General features: G+C 57.0%; 18 protein-coding genes and 1 CRISPR repeat array. Of the genes, 6 read left to right on the top strand and 12 right to left on the bottom strand.

The genetic code is table 11. From position 1 onward, the window contains the following. Positions 1-251: 251 nt before the first annotated feature. Positions 252-482 (top strand): Kazal-type serine protease inhibitor family protein, encoded by a 231-nt coding sequence (locus tag EQG79_RS11705; RefSeq protein ID WP_129601554.1) that lies wholly within the window; start codon positions 252-254, stop codon positions 480-482. Between the two features lie 43 nt (positions 483-525). Continuing rightward, positions 526-1303: direct repeats of the CRISPR family, unit length 37 nt; unit sequence GTTTCAATCCTTCTTTAACTGGATCAACCTTTCGAAG. Between the two features lie 300 nt (positions 1304-1603). Here the strand turns inward: EQG79_RS11705 and EQG79_RS11710 are convergent. The 12 genes from EQG79_RS11710 to EQG79_RS11765 form a co-directional block, all read right to left on the bottom strand. Continuing rightward, complete coding sequence (locus tag EQG79_RS11710) at positions 1604-4480, bottom strand: TonB-dependent receptor (protein ID WP_129601555.1); 2877 nt, start codon at positions 4478-4480, stop codon at positions 1604-1606. A gap of 67 nt (positions 4481-4547) precedes the next feature. Next, entirely contained in the window at positions 4548-4937 is a 390-nt protein-coding gene (locus tag EQG79_RS11715; RefSeq protein WP_129601556.1) for a hypothetical protein, read from the bottom strand. 168 nt (positions 4938-5105) lie between these two features. Next, positions 5106-5627, bottom strand: coding sequence for a Spy/CpxP family protein refolding chaperone (locus EQG79_RS11720; protein ID WP_077921148.1), 522 nt, complete (start codon positions 5625-5627; stop codon positions 5106-5108). After that, a complete protein-coding gene (locus tag EQG79_RS31280; protein ID WP_240699339.1) occupies positions 5620-5991 on the bottom strand; it encodes a hypothetical protein in 372 nt (123 codons plus the stop codon). The genes EQG79_RS11720 and EQG79_RS31280 overlap by 8 nt, the downstream gene beginning before the upstream one ends. Further along, positions 5988-6566: an RNA polymerase sigma factor gene (locus EQG79_RS11730; protein WP_077921147.1), complete on the bottom strand. Its 579-nt coding sequence runs from the start codon at positions 6564-6566 to the stop codon at positions 5988-5990. The genes EQG79_RS31280 and EQG79_RS11730 overlap by 4 nt, the downstream gene beginning before the upstream one ends. Positions 6567-6734: 168 nt before the next feature. Continuing rightward, positions 6735-7754, bottom strand: a complete 1020-nt coding sequence (locus tag EQG79_RS11735) for a sensor histidine kinase (protein ID WP_129601557.1) — start codon at positions 7752-7754, stop codon at positions 6735-6737. Beyond that, entirely contained in the window at positions 7726-8427 is a 702-nt protein-coding gene (locus EQG79_RS11740; RefSeq protein WP_129601558.1) for an ABC transporter ATP-binding protein, read from the bottom strand. Before EQG79_RS11740 ends, EQG79_RS11735 begins: the two co-directional genes overlap by 29 nt. 108 nt (positions 8428-8535) lie before the next feature. Beyond that, on the bottom strand, positions 8536-9786 hold the full coding sequence (locus EQG79_RS11745) for an ABC transporter permease (RefSeq protein ID WP_129601559.1): 1251 nt from the start codon (positions 9784-9786) through the stop codon (positions 8536-8538). A 74-nt stretch (positions 9787-9860) separates the two neighbouring features. Then, positions 9861-10955: an efflux RND transporter periplasmic adaptor subunit gene (locus EQG79_RS11750; RefSeq protein WP_129601560.1), complete on the bottom strand. Its 1095-nt coding sequence runs from the start codon at positions 10953-10955 to the stop codon at positions 9861-9863. Positions 10956-11030: 75 nt separating this feature from the next. Then, positions 11031-12350, bottom strand: a complete 1320-nt coding sequence (locus tag EQG79_RS11755; protein ID WP_129601561.1) for a TolC family protein — start codon at positions 12348-12350, stop codon at positions 11031-11033. A 156-nt stretch (positions 12351-12506) separates the two neighbouring features. Then, the gene (locus EQG79_RS11760) at positions 12507-12692 is read right to left on the bottom strand and encodes a CsbD family protein (protein WP_077921142.1); all 186 of its coding nucleotides are present in this window, start codon (positions 12690-12692) and stop codon (positions 12507-12509) included. A 58-nt stretch (positions 12693-12750) separates the two neighbouring features. Next, entirely contained in the window at positions 12751-13902 is a 1152-nt protein-coding gene (locus EQG79_RS11765) for a flavin-containing monooxygenase (RefSeq protein WP_129601562.1), read from the bottom strand. A 308-nt stretch (positions 13903-14210) separates the two neighbouring features. On the opposite strand from EQG79_RS11765, the gene EQG79_RS11770 reads away from it, so the two are divergent. The 5 genes from EQG79_RS11770 (at position 14211) to EQG79_RS11790 (ending at position 22818) form a co-directional block, all read left to right on the top strand. Further along, a complete protein-coding gene (locus EQG79_RS11770; RefSeq protein WP_077921140.1) occupies positions 14211-15248 on the top strand; it encodes a LacI family DNA-binding transcriptional regulator in 1038 nt (345 codons plus the stop codon). 68 nt (positions 15249-15316) lie between these two features. Next, entirely contained in the window at positions 15317-16561 is a 1245-nt protein-coding gene (locus tag EQG79_RS11775) for a mandelate racemase/muconate lactonizing enzyme family protein (protein ID WP_077921139.1), read from the top strand. A 53-nt stretch (positions 16562-16614) separates the two neighbouring features. Continuing rightward, entirely contained in the window at positions 16615-19749 is a 3135-nt protein-coding gene (locus tag EQG79_RS11780) for a SusC/RagA family TonB-linked outer membrane protein (RefSeq protein ID WP_129601563.1), read from the top strand. A 69-nt stretch (positions 19750-19818) separates the two neighbouring features. Further along, positions 19819-21354 (top strand): SusD/RagB family nutrient-binding outer membrane lipoprotein, encoded by a 1536-nt coding sequence (locus EQG79_RS11785; RefSeq protein ID WP_129601564.1) that lies wholly within the window; start codon positions 19819-19821, stop codon positions 21352-21354. Between the two features lie 108 nt (positions 21355-21462). Further along, positions 21463-22818: an enolase C-terminal domain-like protein gene (locus EQG79_RS11790; protein ID WP_129601565.1), complete on the top strand. Its 1356-nt coding sequence runs from the start codon at positions 21463-21465 to the stop codon at positions 22816-22818. The last annotated feature ends 15 nt before the right edge of the window (positions 22819-22833 follow it).

A 22833-nucleotide genomic window follows, 5' to 3' on the forward strand; every position in this document is an offset into this window, starting at 1 on the left:
GGCTAGGGGGCAAAATCGGGTCTTATCACGGCTTTACCTTCTCAACTGACTTCCCCAAACAACCTCTTAGGCCGGGCCGCCGTCGCGGGGCTGGGAGTGAAAGAGCTCTCTCACTCGAGCCAGGTAAAGTCGGCTACTACCTTTCTCCGACAACTCTGAAGCACGGCTGGCAGCATCATCACTAAAAAATAACGCCAACTACAACCCTTTTGGTTAGTTATGGATCATTATCCAAAAACTGCTGTAACCGTATGAAAACGTTCTTCACGGTATTTGTGCTGCTGGCTGGATTTGGCTGTGAATCCCGAACCGTAGCGGTAGAGGCTGATTGCGTAGAAAAAATCAACCCGGATATTGGTTGCACCATGCAGTACGACCCGGTTTGCGGCTGCAACGGTAAAACCTATGGCAATGCCTGTGTGGCTATGGCGTCGGGAATTCGGACCGTTGCAAAAGGGGAGTGCCCGGGCACTGGAGACTAATCGAAGAGCGTATGTTGGTCAACGTGCCTGGTCAGGTGAACGCGTTTCAATCCTTCTTTAACTGGATCAACCTTTCGAAGGACATAGCCGCGAAAGGGGCCGGTATCCCGCTGAACAGTTTCAATCCTTCTTTAACTGGATCAACCTTTCGAAGAGCGCAGGAGATCATTGACAAGACCCCGTCGGCGAAGTTTCAATCCTTCTTTAACTGGATCAACCTTTCGAAGCTAACGTTAGATAGCCCTGATAGCGAACAACCGTACCGGGTTTCAATCCTTCTTTAACTGGATCAACCTTTCGAAGACCGACCCTGACCCGCTGCAATCGGATCGGCATGGAGTTTCAATCCTTCTTTAACTGGATCAACCTTTCGAAGACCGACCCTGACCCGCTGCAATCGGATCGGCATGGAGTTTCAATCCTTCTTTAACTGGATCAACCTTTCGAAGGACAAGCTCACCGTCGTCCTCGTCCCGCTCGGGTTTCGTTTCAATCCTTCTTTAACTGGATCAACCTTTCGAAGGATGGCGAGGAGCTGAGCGAGGAGCAAATCAAGAAGTAGTTTCAATCCTTCTTTAACTGGATCAACCTTTCGAAGGACAAGCTCACCGTCGTCCTCGTCCCGCTCGGGTTTCGTTTCAATCCTTCTTTAACTGGATCAACCTTTCGAAGCCTGCGCAAAACGTGGCTCATTGAAGAGCAGGCGAACATGTTTCAATCCTTCTTTAACTGGATCAACCTTTCGAAGACAGACCGCCGTTGGGCTTGCCATCAAGCAGGCTCGGTTTCAATCCTTCTTTAACTGGATCAACCTTTCGAAGTGGTTTGGGTGCATAAATAATTCATTGTCAGGGAGGTATGCCTGATTTGCTGGTTGTTTTTTTACCCCTTTCAATACGTCAAAGACCATTGTTGATCGACATTTTTATCTACTTTTCCGTACGCGTAAAAAGCTGAAAATAAGGCAGATGGCGCATGTTTTGCCGGGCCTGCCAATAGATTGGTGCCCGGCAGTGGTCTGCCAACCTGGGTTAGTACCCAGCCTGCAAGTTACCCAATGGGCGCTTGTCTCCGTGACCTTTACCTAAATACACACTGTTGGCCACACAGCCCGTTCCGGCTCAGGATTTGAACTGGCGGAGGTTGTAGGTGAATGTCAGCATGAAATACCGGTTCAGCACCAGCGAGCGGTTATCTTCCAGGTAGGTTTCCGAAAAGGTCCGGCTGATGCTGTTGTTCTGATTAAGCAGGTCGAAGACCGACAGCTTCAGCTCGCCGTTCTGACTCTTGAACAGCCGTTGGGCAAGGCTGGCGTTCCAGAGCGCAAACTGCTGGTTAAACCCGCCTGACAAACCGGCATATTGCTGGTAATTGATATCCGACCGCACCACCAGCCCCTTCCACGGATTCCAGGTCAGGTTACCACCGGCGGTCTGGGTCGTGAAATTGTTGTTCAGCTGGGGTTGCAGCGTATTGACCACTTTGTTGTACCCATACGAGTAAGAGAGGGTAAAGTCAATTTTCTCGCTGATGTTGCTGCTCAGTACGAGTCCCTGACTGAAGGCGTAGGTGTTGGCCCGGTTCACCTCGTTGTTGATCAGGCTGGGGGTTTTGTTATAACTCAGCGAGGTATTCAGGTTGAGGTTGCTTTTCATGAACGTCAGCGGTGTCCCATACGAAAAGAAGGTTCTCAGGTTCAGCGCGTCTTCTGTATTAACGGGGCGGGTCAGCTGCGTACCTTTTTGCAGAAACACGCCCTGACCCGTTGACGAGACAACCCCCGGCACAAACCGCGACGTATCGGCAATGAACAGCGACGACCCGATGGGGTTCTGGGTATAATTCAGGTTCACCAGCGCCACGAGGCTGTTGGCTTTCGACACCGACGTTTTCGTAAAGCGCGTCATCAGCATGTGGCTGTAGCTCTGGTCAAGATCGGGGTTACCGATGGTCTGGAGCAGGGGGTTGGTGTTGTTCAGCACATTCTGCAGCTGATTGATGCTGGGCGCCTGCGTACTGGTTCGGTAGGTGAAGCGCAGCCGCAGGTCGTCGGTAAAGCGGTAGTCGGCCGTAACGGTGGGCAGCAGGTTGGTGAAGTCGCGCGTGACCCGGTCTACCCGCGGAAAGAGCTGGTCGCTGATGAGGTCGGCCCGTTGCAGGTTCAGCGCGGCCGACAGTCGCCATGTTTTGGTATTCAGGTTGTAGCCAACGCCCGCCCGCTGGGTCAGGTAGTCGTTATCGAAGCGGTTACTGAGCAGTGAGTCGAGGGCGTCGTACCGTTCCGACAGCGGGTTGAGCCGGTAGGTGAACCGGTCGGCGTTGCTGTGGTTAAGGCCGGCGTTATAGGATAGCTGCAAAATACCCTGTCCCAGCGGCTCGGTATAGTTGAGCCCGGCCGAGAGCTGGTAGCTGTTGGAGCGGGTGTTGGTTTGCTGATTAATAACCTGCCGTACGGTATCGACCTCGAAAAATTCGTTCAGCGAAGAGAGGTTGCTAAGCCCCGTACGGTCGTTGAAGGTGGTGCCCAGATTCACCGAGAAAGTCCGACCCCGTTTCTCGAAGCGGTGGCGGAACAGCAGGGAGTTGTTGAACGAATAGCCCTGGTTCCGGGACGAGAACAGGTTTTCGGACTGGTTGAGTAGCCCGGCCCCGAGTCGGGTTTCGCTGTTGGTGGCTGAGCCCGACTCGTTGGTCTGAAAGCTGAGCCGGGGTGTCAGCAGCAGAGAGTTCTTTTTGTCGAAGGTGTATTCGAGCCGGAAATTGAGCCGGTGGTTGAGGTTCATGCCGTTGTCGGCCGACTGCTCCCGGTAGGTCTGGGTCGAGTCGCCGGTGGTCTGGTAATATTCCCGCAGCGACGACTGCTCGTTCCGGTTGCGGCTCTGGTTCAGAAAATAACTCCCCCGAACGGTCAGTTTAGGACCCCAGCTGTCGCTGTAGTTGATACCCAGTGAGTTGGTTGTGTTGATGCCGCTCTGCTGACCCACCAGGAAGTTGTCGGTGCTGCCGCCGTTGCCGGGATTACCACCTCCGCCACCCCGCCCCCCCCGGCCGCCACCGGCGCGTCCACCTCCGCCCCGCTGACCACCCCCGCTGCCCAGCACGCCCAGCAGATCCTGACTCGAGAAGTTCTGCTGGTTCACGTTGTTGGTCTGCCCGATGATGGAGATGCGCCGGTCGCCTTTGAACAAATTTACGCTTCCTCCGGCTGCGTAGGTCGCATCGGTACCCGCCACGGGCGTGCCCAGACCGGCGTATACTTTGCCAAACTGCCCGTTTCGGCGGTCGGGCCGGGTAACGATGTTGATGGTCTTGAGCGTATTACCGTCATTGACTCCCGTAAACTGCGACTGATCGCTGAGCCGGTCGAACACTTCGATTTTATCGATGACCTCGGCGGGGAGGTTCCGGAGCGCAATGGCCGGGTCGTCGCCGAAAAAGGGTTTGCCGTCTACGAGGATTTCACGCACGTCTTCGCCCTGTACTTTGATGCCTCCGCCACTCAGATCGACTCCCGGCAGTTTGCGCACCAGGTCTTCGGCCTGGGCATCGCGGTTTACCTTGAAGGCATTGGCGTTGAACTGGATGGTGTCTCCTTTCTGCTCGGCGGAAACCGTCTTGCCTTTTACCACCACTTCGTTCAGTTGGCGGGCGGTTTCGCGCAGCTGGATCGTTGGCAGCTGAGTCTGCCCTGAGTCGATGCGTACGGTCTCAAACGCGGGCGTAAACCCCACAAACGAAGCCTGGAGCCGGTACGAACCGGCCGGCAGATTGTCGAAGGTGAAGCGTCCGGAGAGATCGGTAACGACCCCGCGCCGGAGGGCACTGTCGGGCTGACTGGCGAGTTGAACGGTTACGCCGATCAGCGGTTCGCCTTTGGTGTCGGTAACCGAACCGTCGACCGAGCCGACCGACTGGCCGTGGGCAACCGAAGCCAGTAGCCAGAGAACGAACAGGCAGCCACCAAACCGGGCCGCACGATACAGGGGGAAGATGTTCATAACGTCGAAAGAAAAAGGGCGGAGTCAGACGACTCCGCCCGTGTGGATATGCTGCTGAACAGGATGCTTAGGAGCGGTTGGGACGGCGACCCGCCCCGCGTCCGTTACGAATCGGCATCTCGCGGTTTTCAACGATCTCGCCTTTGCTATCGACAATCAGCAGCCGCCGGGGTTTGTCGGTCTCTGCCAGTACAACATAAAACCTGCCCTCCTTGCTTTTGGCAATGCGCTTCATGTCCGCATTGGGATAGGTTTGTTTAACGAACGGGGCTACCGTGGCGGGTAGCTCGGCTGCGGTTACCGGCTCCATCTGGCGGAACCGGCCGCCGGGACCCCGGGTACTATCCTGTTGGGTACGGGCCTGCTGGCCATCACGCCCGTGCCGGCGTTGCTGGGCGGTGGCGTCAGATAAATAGAACAGGAATACGAATACGGTGGCAATGAGTGTTTTTTGCATGGGTGTTTATTGGATTTGTTGTTATCTATTCAGTCATCGTTCAGATGCCTTTCGTACCCTTAGGCCCCGGTACGCAGCTGAACTTGCGGTCCGGCTCAACTTTTTTTTTGCGTGACCCGCTCCGACCCGCGTCTGCCCGCACTCCCGACACTCGGCAGGGCGACTGACTCAGCGAATCGAATCTGACGGTGGCCGGGTTTCGGTACGCCCGTCGCGGTTGCTCCGGCGGGAGCGGGGCATCCGGAAAGCGCGTTCGGGTAGTTTGCTCATGAGCTGGTTGAGCAACGTCCGCTGATCGGGCGTGCAGATAGCCGCAATCCGGTCAAAATGGGCCAGGGTCAGGAGGTCAATGTCGATGGCCTGTTTATGGAAGGCATGCAGCCGGTCGCGACGCTGGACCTCGGTCAGCGAGGAGTCGGTTAGCCGGAAATACGCGCGCCGGGCCTGCCGCAGGGTCTGTACCCGGGGTTTCATCTGCTGAAAATACGTGCGTTGCAGGGCCGTGAGCTGCTGCCGCTGCCCGGGCGAAAACCGTAGGGTGTCGGCCAGGAAGGTGCGTTCGCGGAGCCGGTTGCCCCGAACGTCGGGGCGGGCAGGCCGTAGCCAAAGCCAGCTGAGCAGGCCGATGTTGAGCAACACCAGCGCCACAACCAGGCCCGTAAGTAGACGGATGCGCCGTTGATCATTCATAAGCAATCGTAATCGGGTCTATGTCGTAGTCGTCCAGGATGGGATCGGTATCGGCCGTGGCCTGGTCAGGCCTGTTTGGTTCAGACAAGGCCAGGTCTGGCCCCGCCGGTTCTTCGGTGATCCAGTTCGACCGGATCACCGCGCCAGCGTTCAGCACAATCAGCAGACTCAGGGCCGCATAGGCGTAGGCCGGGCGACGAAGCCACCACGGCAGCCAGCCAGCCGACTCGCCAGACTGGGCCAGCCGGGCCTGCAAACGGGTATAGAAAAAGGGGCGGGGTTCGGGCAGGGAACGTTTTCCCCAGCGCTGGAAGTCGGTTTCCCAGTCGTCTGACCCGGTTGGTTTCTTCGTTGAATCGTTCATGAGTTCCTGTAAGGGGTTAATCGTTTCCGGAGGGTCTGGCGCGCCCGAAACAGCAGCGACTCGACGGCCGAAACCGAGGTCTGCATCACGGCCGCAATCTCCTGATACGACAGTTCTTCCTGATAATGCAGCGTGAACGCTATCTGCTGCGACTCGGCCAGCTGCTGCACGGCCCGGTTGATGAGCCCGGTGCGTTCGCGGTCTTCGAGGCTGGTTTCGGGTGTCTGAAAGTCGGGTGGGTCGTAGGTGGCCGACTCGTCGGGACCGAACAGACTGGTCAGAAACGCGAATCGTTTTTTGCGCTTCCGATCCCGTTCTTTTTTCAGTGCCCGCGACGTCGTGAGCCGGTAAAGCCAGGTCGACAGGCTGGCCTCCCCGCGAAATTGCCCCACTGTTCGATACACTTCTTCAAAAACTTCCTGGGCTACATCTTCAGCTTCTTCGGGCGTTGGAACGATGGCCAGGGCCGTGCGAAAGACCCGGGTCTGGTAGGTGTCTACCAGCCAGCGGAAGGTGGGTTCGTCGCCCTTCCGAAGGAGTTCGAGTCGGTGTAGCTCATCGGCCTGTTCGTTCACTAGCGCACGGTTGTTTCTGATTCAGGTCCCGAATGACGGCTAAACTTGCGGTCGGTGGCAAAAAAAGTTTTCCAGCCGATGCCAAAGCACCAAAAGGATGGGCGCAGAAGGCTACCCATCCCCGGCTTATGACCTGGACATATAAGAACCATAGTGTGGTCGGAATACTCAACCAACCAGCGGAACCCGCACCCGAAACTGGTTGTCGGTGTCCTGTATCTCAACCGGTTTGGGCGTCAGAAACTGGTAGAGCAGGGTCAGGTTTTGAAGCCCCAGCCCGTTGGAGGTGCCGATCTGTTTTTTGCGTTGAACCGGATTCGAAACCGTCAGGTACTCGTGATCGGTCGTGATCAGTACCGGTAGCGGCTGGGCTTCGCTAATGACGTTATGCTTGATGGCGTTTTCGATCAGGATCTGGAGCGTAACGGGTACGATCAGTCGCTCGGTATCGTCGGGCTCGATCTGGCAGCGGATCGACAGGGTGCCGTCGAAACGGGTTTGCAGGAGTGATACGTAGTTTTTGATGAACGTCAGCTCGGTCTCCAGCGGCACCAACTCCCGGTCTTTGTGCTGCAACACGTACCGGAACACCCTGGAGAGCTGCTGCAGAAACCGCCGGGCCAGTGCCGGATCGTCGTCGATCAGGTTATCGAGCGACGACAGGCTGTTGAAGAGAAAATGGGGGTTCAGCTGATTGCGGAGGTTGTCGTACTGGACCTGCGCTTTTTCTTTTTCGAGTTGGGCGGCCCGGAGCTGGTCGGCCTGCCAGCGCTGAAACAGCTGGTTGGCAATAAACCCCAGGCTGATGACGACGTTGGCCAGAAAAATGCCGACGCCCAGCGCCATGAGAGTCAGTCGGTTGAAGGACTCCGACAGCGACGGAACAATGCGGTGAATAACCAGCATACTACAGATAATCAGCACGGTTTTGACCACCGACCAGCTGCCGATCAGCTGAATAACGATACGTTTGGTTACGCTACGCTCGAACGGAAAACGCCCGTTCAGCCAGTGGTTGAATACGTAATGAAAGATCCAGACGGCGTTCAGCATTATCATCGTGACGATAAACAACAGGGCCTGCTGCCACCATCGGATGTCGGGCAGCACCCAGTACCGCACCGCGATGCCCATGATCGAGATGTACAGAAACGCTAGTTCAATGCGTTTGTCGATGTGAATTTTCATGCCCGCTGATGATTTTGCCGTCGCTCATTTCAATGATGCGGTCAGTGCCTGCCGCAAAATCGGGGTCGTGCGTAACAGTGATGATGGTTTGCCCCTTAGCCGCCAGCTCCTGGAAGATACGGAACACGTTCTCGGAATTGGCCCGGTCCAGATTACCGGTCGGTTCGTCGCCCATGATGATGGTCGGGTCATTGATCAGGGCGCGCGCAATCGCTACCCGCTGCTGTTGCCCACCCGACAGTTTGCTGGCCGGTTTGCGGGCATAATCGGCCATGCCGATCAGTCGCAGTTTTTCCATAGCTCGCTCTTCGATTTCTTTCTCGGGATACCTGCCCAGTTTGAGTCCTGGTAACATAACGTTTTGCAGGGCCGAAAATTCGGGGAGCAGAAAGTGAAACTGGAAGACAAACCCCAGGTGCTCGTTGCGGAACTGGGCCAGGAAGTTCTGACTCCGGCCGGTGAGGGTCGTACCAGCCATGTCGATCTCCCCGTCGTAGTCGGTGTCCATCGTCGAGAGCAGATACAGCAGAGTACTTTTCCCACAGCCCGACTTGCCCACTATCGCCAGAAATTCGCCCGTCTGCACCTCAAACGTGACGTCTTTCAGCACCTGAAATGTATCAGGATCATAAAAAAACTTGTTCAGGTGCCGAGCCGAAAGAACCGTAGACATTTTTTGAGTGATGAGTGATGAGTGATGAGTGATGAATGATGAGTGATGCGCGTAGATGACCCGTAAGAACTCATCGCTCATCGTTCATCACTCATCACTCGAAAAAAGCTATCCTCGTAAAATCGAGACCGGGTCTACCTGGGCGGCTTTGCGGGACGGGAAATACCCCGCCAGCACCGTCGTGATGATCCCGAACAGCAGGCCCAAGCCGTAGTACGTACCGTCGAAAATGACCGGGAAGGTTTTGATGCTCAGGAAATCACCCGCGTCGAAGGGCGTAATCGAGAGCAGATAACTCAGCCCGAAACCGATGGCCAGCCCCAGGAGGCCGCCCGTAAAGCCGATAAAAACAGCCTGCAACAGAAAGATAGCGACCACATCGCGCCCGTCGAAGCCGGTGGCTTTGAGGATGGCGATGTCCTTGATTTTGTTGATGACGGTCATGTTCATGATGTTATAGATGCCGAACCCGGCCACGACGAGCAGCGTGATGGACACCACGTAGGTGAGCATATTCCGGATCTTTTCGCCGGCCAGGATGGCGGTGTTGGCCGTGGCCCAGTCTTCGGTGTAGTAGCCGTAGACAGCCCGTATCTTCTGACCGAAGGGAAGCGCCTGCAGCGGGTCGAACATCTTGACGTGAATGTCGGTGATGTAGCTGGGGTCGCGCTGGAGAATCTCCTGCACCGTAGCCAGGTTGGCGTAACTCTTGGTATTGTCGACCGTGCCGACGCCGAACCCGAAGGTGCCTACCACGCGCAGAATCCGGGTGCTGCCGGTGGGAGTCGTTACCGTGACCTTGTCGCCGATCCGAACGTTCAGCTTGCGGGCCAGTACCGTTCCCATGATCAGGCCGTCTGGATTGGTTTTCAGGGTGTTGAGGTTGCCCGATTTGAGCCGGTTTGTCAATTTGTAGAGCCGGTTCTCGCGGTCGATGTCTACACCCGAGATGGTGCCGGAGAGCTGAATGGGGCCGTTGTTGTAGAAGGCCTGGGTCGCTACCTGGGGCGATACCCCCAGCACCCCCGCTTCTCGCCCGATGCGTTCGGCAATCTGAAGTCCGTTCTTGAGTCGCGCCGATTCGTCTTTCGGCTTCTGGTGGTAGACCACGTTGAACCCGCCGGGCTTCTGTTCGTCGATCAGGCTCGGGCGCTGCGTGTTCACCTCGTTATAGACCCGGATGTGCGGGCTGGCGTCGAGCGCCGAATCTTCCAGAAACTGGTTGACGCCCTGCATGAACGAGATCATGGTGATGAACATGGCAATGCCGAAGGTCACGCCGAGCATGGCAACCAGTGTCTGGCGTTTCTTGGCCAGCAAATGCGTCCGGGCAATCTGAGCCGCTATGTTGATGTTCATGGGGAGCGAGAAATTGAGTGATTGAGTGAATGGGTGATTGAGTGTGAACTACTGAAAACCACGCAATCGCTCACTTAGTCAATCGAAATCAGTTTGGAAGCCTCCGTCAGGCCGCTTTTTACCTCAACCAGGTCGAAGTTTTCGGCGCCTTTTCGGAAGCGTACTTTCTGCCGGTTACCACCCTGCTCGATCCAGACGCTGTCGGAGCCAACGACGTAGGATTTCGGAATGGTCAGCACGCGCCGGTTCTGGCTGATGATGATGTTGGCTTCGACCGTCAGGCCGTAATAGGACGCGGGGCTGGCGTCGGTAAATTCAGCGTCGACCCGAAACGACTGATCGGAGCGGTTCAGCTTCGGATAGATTTTGGCGATGCGCGCCCTGAACACTTTGTCGGGATACACGTCGGCCTTCAGCATGACCGACTGCCCAACCCGTATCCGGCCGAAGTCGCTCTCGTCGACGGCCAGCTGAGCGTACAATTGGTGGCTGCTGCCTACCAGGGCCAGCTGGTCACCCACCCGCACTACCTCACCGGGATCTTTGTAGACTTCGTACACCTTGCCATCCACAAAACTGCGGACCCGCGTGCTCCGGCCTGCCTCTTCCGAAGATACCAGCTGACTGCGGTTGTTTTCAACATCGACCTGAATCTGATTACGGCTCCGCTGGAGGGTGTTCAGCTGCGCCCGCAGGTTGTTGCGGGCCAGGGTGTAGTTCAGCTCGGCCCGTTCCAGCTCCGCGCGGGAGGTGGCATTCTGGGCATACAGCTCCCGGAAGCGGCTGTAGTTGACTGAGTCGTTGGCCAGTCGGGTGCGGGCGTTCCGGACCTGAGCTTCCAGTTCGGCCAGTACCGGCGAGTTGGCGCCCAGGTTGGCCCGGGACTGCCGGTAGGCGCTGGCAGCCGCCCGCTGACGCGCATCTTCGGCCGCGCTTTCGAGCACAAACAGCAACTGGTTCCGGCGGATGGTATCGCCTTCGTTGATCAGCCGCTGCTGCAACAGGCCCGTGGCGTCGGCCGTGACGGTATACTCATTTCGTGGGTAGATGCTGCCCGAAGCGTAGACCGCTTCGGTGAGGTCGCGGTAGGTGGGTGACACCCCCTCGCTGCCCCGGTTGCAGGCAGACAATATGCCCAGGAGGCCTAACAGGTATGGAGTCGTTTTCATGTGTGCAGTTAATTGTCGGGGTGCGGGCTAGGGTGTACGGTACTGTGTCAGCCGTAACGCCTGGCCCGGACGGGTTTATCGGCCGCTGCGGATCTGCAGGATGGTCTGGTTGATGAATACGTTCGAGAGGTTGGTCAGGAACCGGTTTTGCGCGCTGAGGGCTTCGTTAAATACGTTCAGGTACTGGTCGTAGGCGAACAGGCCCGAGCGGTATTTTATCAGGGCAATCTGAACGTTCTGATTGCTGAGGTCGTAATTCTGCCGGTTCAGCCCCAGCGACCGGACGGCCTGGTTGTAGGTGTTCCGGACGTCGTCAGTATCGGTTGTCTGGCGGTCGCTTTCATAGGCCAGTTCAGCCTCGGCCACTTTCAGCAGCTGCCGCGCACGGGCGATGTTGCTGGTTCGCAGGCCGCCCGAGTAAAGGGGGTAGTTGAACTGCAAACCCGCCACGCCAATGGTGAACCAGCATTCATTCGGGTTCAGAAAATTGATCTGGTCTCGCTGGGCCTGCTGCGTATAGCGTCCGTAGGCCGAGAGCGTTGGCCAGCGCAGGAGTCGTTCACGGTCGAGCTGCAGCCGCGACAGGGCCACCCGCGATTGCTGAAGGGTTACCTGCGGTCGGTCGGCCGGTCCGACTGCCGGTGCGCTGGCCAGGTTGTCGATCGGGCGGTTGGCCAGCTCTTCAGAAAGGACCAGGCTATCGGCGGGGGGCAGGCCCAGCAGGAGTTTGAGCTGGCCGAGATTACGCGCGTAGGTCAGTTCGTTCTGGTAAAGAATGTCGGTTGTGGTCAGCTGTACCGACCGGATCCGGTTGTATTCGAGCGGTTCGATCTGACCTTTGTCGAGCCGCTGGGCAGCAATCTGCGCCAGCGTATCGGCCGCCGAACGATTACGCTGGTAGATGCCGATGGCGGCCCGGGTCATCAGGGTGGCGTGGTACAGGCGTGCGGTCTGGGTCGATACTTCGTCCTGCAACACCAGCGTCTGGTCATCGATAATACGCAGGTTCTGCTCAACGATGGTTCGGTCGGCGCGGGCCGGGCGGTTCAGGATCGGCGCGTTGACCTCAACGCCGGCCGTCAGGAAAAAAGGAAGGCCAAACCGAAACTCCCGAAACTCACCGACCCGCCCGCCCACAAATTCGGCCGGCACGAGCTGCACGGGTAAGGCGTAGTTGTAATCGAAGTTGGTAAAGAGCCGGGCCGAAGGGAGCAGGCTGGCCCGAACGGCCGTGCGTTGCTGTTCCTGGGCCGTACGATTGAGCCGGGCGTTGACCAGGTCCGGGTTGTTCCGGCGGGCCAGGGCCAGCGCGTCCTGCACGGAGGTAACAACGGTCTGCGCCTGGAGGGTATGGGCGGTTATGAGCAGACCGGCGATTAAAAAACGGTTCTTCATGAGCGGTGTCAATGGACGCCCAAAAGAAGACGAATCCGACGACAGGGGGGCATTAATTCCGATGAACCAGAAAAAATACACCGCGAAGTTGCCGTTTCAGGCCATAAAAAAAGCCGGACCTGATCAGGCCCGGCTGTATGCAGACATCACCGTGGTTTACAGATCGGCAATGGCCTTCGTAATCTCATCTTTCGTCTTACCGGTTTTCTGCTGGATCTTGCCGTACATTTCGTCGGCCTGTCCTTCTTCGTAGGCCAGATCATCGTCGGTCAAATCGCCATACGCTTGTTTGATTTTACCTTTCAGTTCGTTCCAGCCTCCTTTTATCGTTGTCTCGTTCATGATAGTAGTGATTATAACGTTGAATACATCCGTAGCCACCGTGACTACATAAATAGAACTATGCCGTGACAGAATTGTTTTGGGAAACGTGCTTCGCGATTTTTTCCGAGTCGATGGTCAGGTTGTAGATGACTCCGGTCAGCGGGGTTGTAAAGCCCAGAAAATAGAGTCCGCGCAAGCCCGGATCGTCGAACCAGAGCTGCCTGGGATAGCCCCGTTCGTTCAGGGTCTGGCCAGCCAGGGTGTCGCCGAGCAGGGGGAGCAGACCCGGCCGGTAACCAGTGGCGAGAATGATAGCGTCGAAAGGGCGTTCGCTGCCGTCGGCAAAAGTGACGGTTTTAGGGTTGACCTGCTGAATAGCCGGGGCGACAGCAATGGCGCCCGCTTTGATCTGATCGAGGGTGCCGATGTCGATGACGGGAATCTTTCCCCGCCGGGTGTCGTAGGAAGCAGGATGGTCGGGCTTCCCCAGTCCGTAAGCCGTCAGGTCGCCCACCGTCAATCGCTGCGACAGCCCCGTCATGAGGTCGTAGAACCAGTGCGGAAACCTGCTCAGGAAGATAGCGGTAGGCTGCGCCGGTCGCCCGAACACATCCCGGCGGACAATATTGATAGGGCGACGAACCGAAATAACAGGTCGGGCGCCGTGTTCGAGCAGGTCGAGCGCCAGCTCAGCGCCGGTGTTACCCATGCCAACGACCAGTACGTCTTCGTCCCGAAACGGCGCGCCGTTGCGATACTCTCGACTGTGCCAGATGATGCCTCTGAACGCCGACTGTCCGGGTAGTTCCGGAACGTTTGGTACCCGGTTGTAGCCCGTGGCGACGATGACCCGATCGGCCAGAAACAGGTCCGTTTCCGTTTGGACTTCCCACCGACCGGCTGTCTGGCCAGTACGGATAGCCGTCACTTTCTGGTTGAAAAGCGGCTTGATGCCGGTCTGTTCGGTATACTGTTCGAGGTACTCGACCAACTGGAGCCGGGATACGTAAGTCGGGTAACTGGCTGGGTAGGGCAGATAAGGCAGGGACGAATGTTCCTTAACCGTATGCAGGTGCAGACGGTCATAGTGGTTACGCCAGGAGAACCCTACGTAGTCGCTGGCTTCCAGCACGGTGCTCGAAATACCCAGGTGGGCCAGCTGACCAGCCATAGCCAGCCCCGCCGGACCGGCCCCGATGATCAGTGTCGTTACGGAATGAGGCTGCATGGATTCGCGATAGTCGGTTTGGAGTACGGATAAACAAGGGTTGAAACTACTAAATAAACGGATTATACCGGCATATGCCAGCCCACGCAGCTACCTCCCGCACTGACTTGTGGCGGACCAACAACAACCCGGGTGCAGGGTCGGTCACGAACCATCATGGATTTTTAGAAACAACGAATAATGAAAATAAATAAAAAATTATTGATACTATTGTTTGTATTTAAACGATTAAGCTTAGCTTTGACAGCCGTTACGTCAGACCTGGCTCAGCCGGGTGCTGCCTGACCGGACCAGCCTTGCCTGCCCGTATGAACAAGAAGAAAACCTCCCTGAAAGACATTGCTCAGAAAGCGGGTGTATCGACGGCGCTGGTGTCTTACGTGCTCAATGGCAAGGAGAAGGAAAGTCGGGTAGGGGAAGAAATCGCGGCCCGGGTCAGACAGATTGCCAGTGAGCTGAACTACCAGCCAAATTACCTGGCCAAAAGCCTCCGGAGCGGACGAACCCGGACGCTGGGCCTGATCATCGCCGATATATCGAACCCATTCTTCGCCAATATCGCCCGGATCGTAGAGGATGAAGCCAAGAAAAACGATTATACCGTCATTATCGGAAGCTCGGACGAAGACGCCGACAAGTCGTGGGATCTGATCAACGTGCTGATAAACCGTCAGGTAGATGGGTTCATCATCGTGTCGTCTGAACATACGGAAGAGCAGATTCAGTACCTGAAAAACAGAAACATTGCGTTCGTATTACTGGACCGCTACTTTCCGGATATCGATACGGATTACGTAGCGCTGGACAATTACCAGGCTGCCTACCAGGCGGGTCTGCATCTGGTAGAGGGCGGTTACCGGCATGTCGGGTTTGTGGCCTACCGGTCGCAGTTGTTTCATATGCGGGAGCGGATTCGGGGGTATGTAGATGCGCTCAGAGGTAGCGAGGCCGGGTTTTGCCCCGAGTGGCTGACCGAGGTTGAGTTTACCAACGTCGATCTGGAAGTGCGGGCCGGTATCGACCTGATGCTGGCCGCTGAGAAGCCCATCGATGCGCTGATCTTTGCCACCTACCGGCTGGCTATCAGCGGGTTAAAATACATCAACGAACTAGGCCTGAACGTGCCGGACGATCTGGCTATTGTGAGTTTTGGCCAGGCCGAAGCATTCGATTTGTACTACTGCCCCGTTACTTACCTGCAACAGCCCATGGAGGCACTTGGCAAAACATCGGTCGACGTACTGATCAACAAACTCAAAGATTCTCAGCAGGAACGAAAACAAATCCTGATGGAAGCTACTCTGATTGCCCGCAACTCGTCGAAAATAAAAGTACTCGTTGACTGAGCTTACATTTTTAGCTCTTTGCTTAAACGATTAAGCAATCTTTCTCTGTAATTCCTGAACCTACTTATATGCAACGACGAACCTTTATCAGATCATCGCTACTCGGCTCAACGGCAGCGCTGGCCGGTCTGCCTCTGCTCTCCCCGGAGGCTGCCGTGCCTAAGCTGAAGATTACCAAAATTCGCTATTACGCAGCCCCCGGCTACACCAAGCCGCTGTTCAACCAGGCGCGGGGCATTGTAGAGATTGAGACCGACGGGGGGATCGTCGGTATTGGCGAGGGTGGTTCCAAAGACATGATCGAGCAGTGTGCGCAGATGATGATCGGCGAGAATCCGTTCCGCATCGAGCACATCTGGCAGAATCTGTACCGGGGCATGTTCTACCCGCCGGGTCGCGAAAAACTCCATGCGCAGGGTGCTCTCGACATGGCCTTGTGGGACATCAAGGGGAAGGCGCTGGGCGTGCCGGTCTACGAACTGCTGGGCGGAGCCACCCGCGATTATGTCGAGTGTTATGCCACGGGGTTCCGGGCTTCTAAAGCCAAAACCGAAGAAGAGCGCGCCCGCGACTGCATCGAAGCCGGCTTACGGGCCTACCGCATCGGGCCCACTGGCGGGAATGGCACCGAGCCGTTCGACTTTTACGATAACGCCCGAAAAACGATCGACCTCTGCAAACGAATCGATGCGGCCGTGGGCGGTGGCGGTAAATGGGCCATCGACCTGCATACCCGTTTCGATACGACCGAAGGGGTGAAAATCTGCAAAGCGCTGGAGAACCTCGAGCCCTACTTTGTCGAGGATATTATCCGCTCCGAAAATCCGGAGGTTTACAAAACGGTGCGGCAGATGACCACCGTACCCATTGCCGTTGGCGAGCAGTTTGGCGACCGCTGGGATAGCAACAACCTCATCGAGCAGCGGCTCATCGACTATACCCGGTTTACCCTGCCCAATACGGGTGGCCTGTCTGAATTCAAAAAGCTGGCCTCCATGTGCGAAACCCATTATGTGGGCATGATTCCGCACTTCACCGGCCCGCTGGCCGTGGCCGCCCTGGTTCACGTGCTGGGATCGAGCAGTCCGACGCGCTGTCTGATGGAGCTGGCCGGTGGCGAGCCCGAGCGCCCCGAGTATTTCAACGAAGACCTGGTGAACTTCAAAAACGGCAAGCTCTACCTCAAACCCGACCCGGGGCTGGGCGTAACGTTCAACCCGAAGAAAGCCACCTTCGTGCTGGAAGTAACGGCCAATACGAAATACCCGCATCCGATTCTGAAGAGTCCGGATGGGGCCATTCACAACTGGTGATCAGTCCAGATTCGCTTTGAGTGCCTTTCTATATACCTATAATCCCTTGCCCCATGAAAAAACCTATAAACGTACTTGTGGTGCTTGTCCTGCTGTGTCAGGGTTACGGCTTCGCACAAAGCAACCGGGTAACCGGGCGCGTAACCGGCGCCGATAACCAGGGGTTGCCCGGTGTGAACGTGGTAGTGGGTGGTACCTCGCTCGGTACCGCGACCGATGCGTCGGGTAATTATTCGATCAATGTGGCGTCAGATGCCTCGCTGGTATTTTCCTACATCAGCTACGTCAGCCAGACGGTTCCGGTCAACAATCGGTCCATCATCAACGTGCAGCTGGTCGAAGATGCGAAAGCCATCGACGAGGTAATCGTTACGGCCCTGGGTATCAAGCGCGAATCGAAAACGCTGGGCTATGCTACCGCCACGGTCAATGCCGAGCAGATCAACGTGAACCGTACGCCCAATTTCGTGAACGGCCTCCAGGGGAAACTGGCCGGCGTTAACATCACCTCCATGGGTACCGGCCCCGCCGGAACGTCCAAGATCCGGATTCGGGGCCAGTCGTCGTTCAGTGGGCAGAACAACCCGCTGATCGTGGTGAACGGGGTACCCATCGACAACTCGAACTATTCGCTGGGGGGCGATTTTGGCAACCGGGCTTCCAACAGCTCCGACGGGGGCGACGGGCTGAGTAGTATCAACCCCGACGATATCGAGGAGATGACGGTCCTCAAAGGGGCAACGGCGGCTGCTCTCTACGGCTCCCGTGCCAAAGACGGGGTCGTGATGATCACGACCAAAAGCAAAGGGTCGGCCAAGGGGTTCGGCGTCACCTACAACACCAACTTTACGACCGATACGCCCCTCGACTTCACCGATTTTCAGTACGAATACGGGCAGGGCGAAGGCGGCAAACGACCCACCACGCCCAACCCTACCTCGGGCGTCTGGAGCTTCGGCGAGAAGTTTCAGCCCGGCATGACCCAGACCCTGTTCGATAACGAAACCTGGCCCTACGAGCCGGTATTCGACCGGGTGAAGAAGTTTTACCGGGTCGGAACCAACTTCACCAATACGGTGACCGTAGCCAATAACGGGCCCTCGGGTGGGTTCAGCCTGTCGTTCGGTAATACTGACAACAAAGGCATCATGGAGAACAACACCTTCAACCGGAAGGTGATCAACCTGGGCTTCACGCAGAACATTACCAGCAAACTAACGGCGCTGGGAAACATCAACTACTCGCTGGAAAACAACATAAACCCGCCCCAGCTCAATACGCAGGATCTGTCGGTCTCGACAGTCATTTTCACCCTGGCCAACTCCATGCCGTTTGAGGCCCTGCGCCAGAACCAGACCCTGCCCAATGGCGACGAGTTCGTGTTTTCGCGGTTCCTGGTCCGGAATAACCCGTATTATTCCATGAACAACAAGTTCGAGAACGTTCGGCGGAGCCGGCTGTTCGGGAACCTGGCCCTCAAATACCAGTTCACCGACTGGCTCTACGTGCAGGGGCGGCTGGCGCAGGATTCGTACGTCCGCAATCAGGATTACAACATTCCGAACGGCTACGCGCCTATTGCCCGCGCACCGGTGGGCTTCGTCAACGGTTCCTACACCCAGGATGTGCGGCAGAACCTGGAGCGGAACCTCGACCTGATCATCGGTATGAACAAAACCTTTGGCGCCATCGGGGTCGACCTGACGCTCGGCGGCAACGCCCGCTACGCCCGCAACGATTACAACAGCGTAACGGTGCAGGACTTTGTGCAGCCCGGCCTGTATACCGTTATGAACGGTCGGATCAAAGATCCCCTGTACGCCCTGGCCGAGAAAAAAATCAACTCCGTCTTCGGGGCCGCTACCATTTCGTACAAGGAGTTTCTGTTCCTGAACGCCACGGCTCGCAACGACTGGTTCTCGACCCTGGCCCCGTCGAACCGGAGCATCCTGTACCCCTCCGTAACGGGGAGTTTCGTGTTCTCGCAGGCTTTCGACAACCTGCCGGGCTGGCTGACCTTCGGAAAACTGCGGGCGGCCTACGCCCAGGTGGGATCGGACAACGTGGACCCGTATTCGAACGCCCTGTACTTTGCCGTCGACAATAACTCGTTCCCGAACCCATCGGGCGCGCTGGTGCCGGTCGGGGGGATCAACGCAACCGTGGTGCCGAATAAAAACCTGCGGCCGCTTCGTATTCAGGAGGCCGAAGTGGGGCTTGAACTGAAGCTGTTCCAGAACAAGATTGGCTTCGACTTTACCTATTACCACAAAACAACCGACGATCAGATTCTGGCCGCGCAGGTGTCCGATGCGTCGTCGTATACGAGCAAGCTGATTAACGTAGGGCGCAGCATGAACCAGGGGCTGGAGATGCTGCTGTCGTTCTCGCCGGTGTCGACGCGCGCGTTTCGGTGGGACGTTAGTGCAAACGTATCGTACAACACGTCCAAGGTACTGCGGCTCGGTCTGTCGCCCAACGACACGGTCATTACGGTCAGCAGTGGTGGAGGCCGGGTGCTGAACCAGGTGGTGGGCAAACCGATCGGGCAACTGTACACGTTCACCTACCTGCGCGATGCCCAGGGTCGGCAGGTATTCGATGCCAACAGCGGCATGCCCCTGCGTAACAACGTACTCCGCAACGTTGGCAGCGCCCTGCCCCGCTACTTCGGCGGCATCACCAACACATTTACCTACCAGGGGATTGTACTGTCGGCGCTGATCGACTTCAAACTGGGCCACAAGATGATCGCGGGTCGTAATATCAACTACGTCCGCCACGGGCTGTCGAAGCGGACCCTGCCCGGCCGGGCCGAAGGGTATGTGATCGGCGATGGGGTGAATCCGAACGGCGAGGTGAACAAGACCCGAGCCGCCGTACAGCCGTTCTATGAGTCGATCAACCCGCTGGGTATCAACGAGGATTTTGTGTCGAATGCCGGGTTCTGGAAGCTGCGGCAGCTTACCCTGGGGTATGACTTTAGCAAGCTGTTACCGGCCAGTTTCTTCATCAAGGGGCTGCGGCTGAATGCGGTGGCCAACAACGTGCTGGTACTCAAAAAATGGACCGAGAACATGGACCCCGAAGAAGTGCTGGTGTCGTCGGATAACGCCGTTGGACTTGACTTCTGGCCGGGTCTGCCGCTGACCCGCAGCATCGGCTTCAACCTGAACGTGCGGTTCTGAAGCCCGGGCCGGCTTTCTGTTTCGCCCATCTGCAAACGGCATCGATTCTAAAACCCTATCAAAGACATCATGAAACGGCAAAAAACATACATACTGGCCCTCGTACTCTCGCTGGGGCTGTTTACGGGTTGCGACGACGGGTTCACCGAGCTCAACACCAACCGGGTCAATCCAACGTCGCTGGCGCCCTCGCTGGTGCTCAACAAAGCCATCATCAGCACCACCTACCTCGACGGGTTTGGTACGCTGGGGATGCTCACCTACAACTTCGGGATTGTACAGCAGATCATCACGCCCTACGGTAGTTCGTTATCCGGGGCCAATTATGATCAGATCAATAACAGCAACACCCCCCTGGTCTGGACCAATTTCTACCGCAATGTGCTGAAACAGCTCGTTGCGGTGCTCGACCAGACAAAAAGCGACCCGCTGCAGGTGAACACCTATAACGCAGCCCGCATCTGGAAGGCGTATGTGTTCATGATCCTGAGCGATACCTACGGCGACATTCCGTATTTCGAAGCCGGACAGGGCTACACGCAGGAGATCATCACGCCCAAGTATGATGCCCAGCAGGTTATCTACAAGGATATTCTGAAGGAGCTGGACGAAGCGTCGGCTGCGCTGACCACGACCCAGGCCGCGGTTACGACCGATATTCTCTACGGGGGCGACGTGGCCAAATGGAAGAAACTGGGCTATTCGTTCATGCTGCGGGCGGCCATGCGGCTCACCAAAGTCGATCCGGCAACGGCGCAGGCCTACGTAGCCAAAGCCGTGGCGGGCGGGCTGTTCCAGTCCAACGCCGACAACTCCATTATCCGGCATACGGCCATTTACAACAACTACATTGCCAACCACCTGGCGGCCCGCGAAAAAACGAATTTTTACCTGGCCGCTCCGTTTGTCAACTACCTCAAAGACAATAACGACCCCCGGCTACCGGTCTTTGCCGTTCGTTATGTTGGAGCCAAAGGGGGGCAGGAGCAGGTAGCCGCGCGGGCCTCGTCGGACCCCAAAGTCCAGATCGGTATGCCGATGGGCTATAATGACGTCACGATTACGTCTACGCTGGCGCAGAACGGGGTGGCCAGCCTCTGGGATTATTCGCAGGTAAATCTGAACACGGTGCTGAAGCTCGACGCGCCCGAGTTTCACATCACCTACGCGCAGGTACAGCTGCTGCTGGCCGAAGCCGCCGTTCGCGGGTGGGTAACGGGGTCGGCGGCCGACTATTTTGCGCGGGGTGTCCGGGCTAATCTGGAGCAGATGGCCTCGTACGGAGCCGCTATCCCCGAAGCGTCCATCAAAGCGTATCTGGATGCGCAGCCGCTGGATGCGGGCCGGGCGCTGGAGCAGATCAACACCCAGTACTGGGTCGCTACCTTCCTCGACGGCAACGAGTCATTCGCCAATTTCCGGCGCAGCGGTTTCCCGGCGCTGAAGAAAAATCCTTATCCCGGCTCGGAAGTGAAAGGCGATTTTATCCGGCGGCTGCCCTATCCTGACAGCGAGATCGTTGTCAACTCGGGCAACCTCAACGAAGCCATTACCCGCCAGGGGCCTAACAACCTCGACACACGGGTATGGTGGGATAAAAAATAGTCTTTTATTCCACATTCGATTTGCCGGCCGGCTTCGGCTTTCCGGTCCCCCGCCTGCCAACAGGCGGGGGATTACTCCCAACAATCACCTAAACCTTAACAAACGTTCATGAATACATTGGATCAACGTCGCCGGGACACGCTGAAAATGCTGGGGATGGGCTCTTCGGCCGGTTTGCTGGGGCTCTTCGGAGGCCCTTCTACTGCCGAAGCCCGCGAACAGAAACCGGTGGCCCGCTATGTAGTAGGGGCCGCGCCGGTAAAAATCAAAAGTGTAAAAGCCATCGCTACGGCTCCGCAGGGGTCGAACCTGATTGTAGTGAAAGTGGAAACGACGGAGCCGGGGCTGTATGGACTGGGTTGCGCTACGTTTACCCAGCGGGCCGCGGCCGTGGTCGTTGCCATCAACTCCTACCTGAATGATTTCTGCGTTGGTAAAGACGTCGATAACATCGAAGACATGTGGCAGGCGGCTTACGTCAGTTCCTACTGGCGAAACGGCCCTGTGCTCAACAACGCCCTCTCGGGGCTGGATCAGGCGCTGTGGGACATCAAGGGGAAACGCGCCGGTATGCCGGTCTACCAGCTGCTGGGCGGCAAGGTTCGGTTTGCCATTCCGTGCTATACCCATGCCGGTGGCAATACGCCCGAAGCAGCTGCCGAGAGCGTGACCAAATTCATGGAGCAGGGGTTCCGGTACATCCGGATTCAGCAGGGCGGCTACGGCGCGGTAGGCGCAACGGCCGACAAGCCCGATTTCAAAGCGGCCAACTTCGGGGGCGAAACCGACAACTACATGAACGAGCGACTGTACCTGAAGTCGGTTCCGAAAATGTTTGAGGTAGTGCGCAAGCGATGCGGAGACGAGGTCGAGCTGCTGCATGACATCCACGAGCGGGTACAGCCCATCGATGCCATCAACATGATCAAGCAGGTCGAAGAATACCGCCCGTTCTTTATCGAAGACCCTTTCTCGCCCGAAAACATGAAGTGGTTTGCCAACCTGCGGCAGGCAACGTCGGTGCCGATCGCGATGGGCGAGCTGTTCAACAACATCAACGAGTTCAAGGAGCCCATGGTGAACCAGTGGTTCGATTTCATCCGGATTCACGTCTCGCAGATCGGCGGAATTACCCCGGCCATGAAAGTAGCGCGGCTGGGCGAGTGGTTCAATATCCGAACCGCCTGGCACGGCCCGGGCGATGTGTCGCCGGTAGGGCATGCCGCCCATGCGCATATCGATCTGGCCGTCTGGAACTTCGGTATTCAGGAAGCCGTCCAGTTCTCCGACAAGATGAAAGAGGTTTTCAGCGGCTGCCCGACCATGAACAAAGGGTATATGTCGGTCAATGAGGTGCCGGGGCTGGGGGTGGATATCAACGAAAAAGAAGCCGCCAAATACCCCATCACGACCAAATCGAACTGGCAGGTCCGCAAAATGGACGGCACTATCATTCGCCCCTGATCACTCCGCAAACTC

The sequence above is a fragment of the Spirosoma sordidisoli genome, from assembly GCF_004138325.1.
Taxonomy (GTDB): domain Bacteria; phylum Bacteroidota; class Bacteroidia; order Cytophagales; family Spirosomataceae; genus Spirosoma; species Spirosoma sordidisoli.

Bases quoted from the DNA above. Each gene is read 5' to 3' on its own strand.
- EQG79_RS11710 (WP_129601555.1), bottom strand. From the start codon at position 4,480: ATGAACATCTTCCCCCTGTATCGTGCGGCCCGGTTTGGTGGCTGCCTG.
- EQG79_RS11755 (WP_129601561.1), bottom strand. From the start codon at position 12,350: ATGAAGAACCGTTTTTTAATCGCCGGTCTGCTCATAACCGCCCATACC.
- EQG79_RS11790 (WP_129601565.1), top strand. From the start codon at position 21,463: ATGAATACATTGGATCAACGTCGCCGGGACACGCTGAAAATGCTGGGG.
- EQG79_RS11780 (WP_129601563.1), top strand. From the start codon at position 16,615: ATGAAAAAACCTATAAACGTACTTGTGGTGCTTGTCCTGCTGTGTCAG.
- EQG79_RS11720 (WP_077921148.1), bottom strand. From the start codon at position 5,627: ATGAATGATCAACGGCGCATCCGTCTACTTACGGGCCTGGTTGTGGCG.
- EQG79_RS11760 (WP_077921142.1), bottom strand. From the start codon at position 12,692: ATGAACGAGACAACGATAAAAGGAGGCTGGAACGAACTGAAAGGTAAA.
- EQG79_RS31280 (WP_240699339.1), bottom strand. From the start codon at position 5,991: ATGAACGATTCAACGAAGAAACCAACCGGGTCAGACGACTGGGAAACC.
- EQG79_RS11715 (WP_129601556.1), bottom strand. From the start codon at position 4,937: ATGCAAAAAACACTCATTGCCACCGTATTCGTATTCCTGTTCTATTTA.
- EQG79_RS11785 (WP_129601564.1), top strand. From the start codon at position 19,819: ATGAAACGGCAAAAAACATACATACTGGCCCTCGTACTCTCGCTGGGG.
- EQG79_RS11745 (WP_129601559.1), bottom strand. From the start codon at position 9,786: ATGAACATCAACATAGCGGCTCAGATTGCCCGGACGCATTTGCTGGCC.
- EQG79_RS11740 (WP_129601558.1), bottom strand. From the start codon at position 8,427: ATGTCTACGGTTCTTTCGGCTCGGCACCTGAACAAGTTTTTTTATGAT.
- EQG79_RS11705 (WP_129601554.1), top strand. From the start codon at position 252: ATGAAAACGTTCTTCACGGTATTTGTGCTGCTGGCTGGATTTGGCTGT.
- EQG79_RS11775 (WP_077921139.1), top strand. From the start codon at position 15,317: ATGCAACGACGAACCTTTATCAGATCATCGCTACTCGGCTCAACGGCA.
- EQG79_RS11735 (WP_129601557.1), bottom strand. From the start codon at position 7,754: ATGAAAATTCACATCGACAAACGCATTGAACTAGCGTTTCTGTACATC.
- EQG79_RS11750 (WP_129601560.1), bottom strand. From the start codon at position 10,955: ATGAAAACGACTCCATACCTGTTAGGCCTCCTGGGCATATTGTCTGCC.
- EQG79_RS11770 (WP_077921140.1), top strand. From the start codon at position 14,211: ATGAACAAGAAGAAAACCTCCCTGAAAGACATTGCTCAGAAAGCGGGT.
- EQG79_RS11765 (WP_129601562.1), bottom strand. From the start codon at position 13,902: ATGCAGCCTCATTCCGTAACGACACTGATCATCGGGGCCGGTCCGGCG.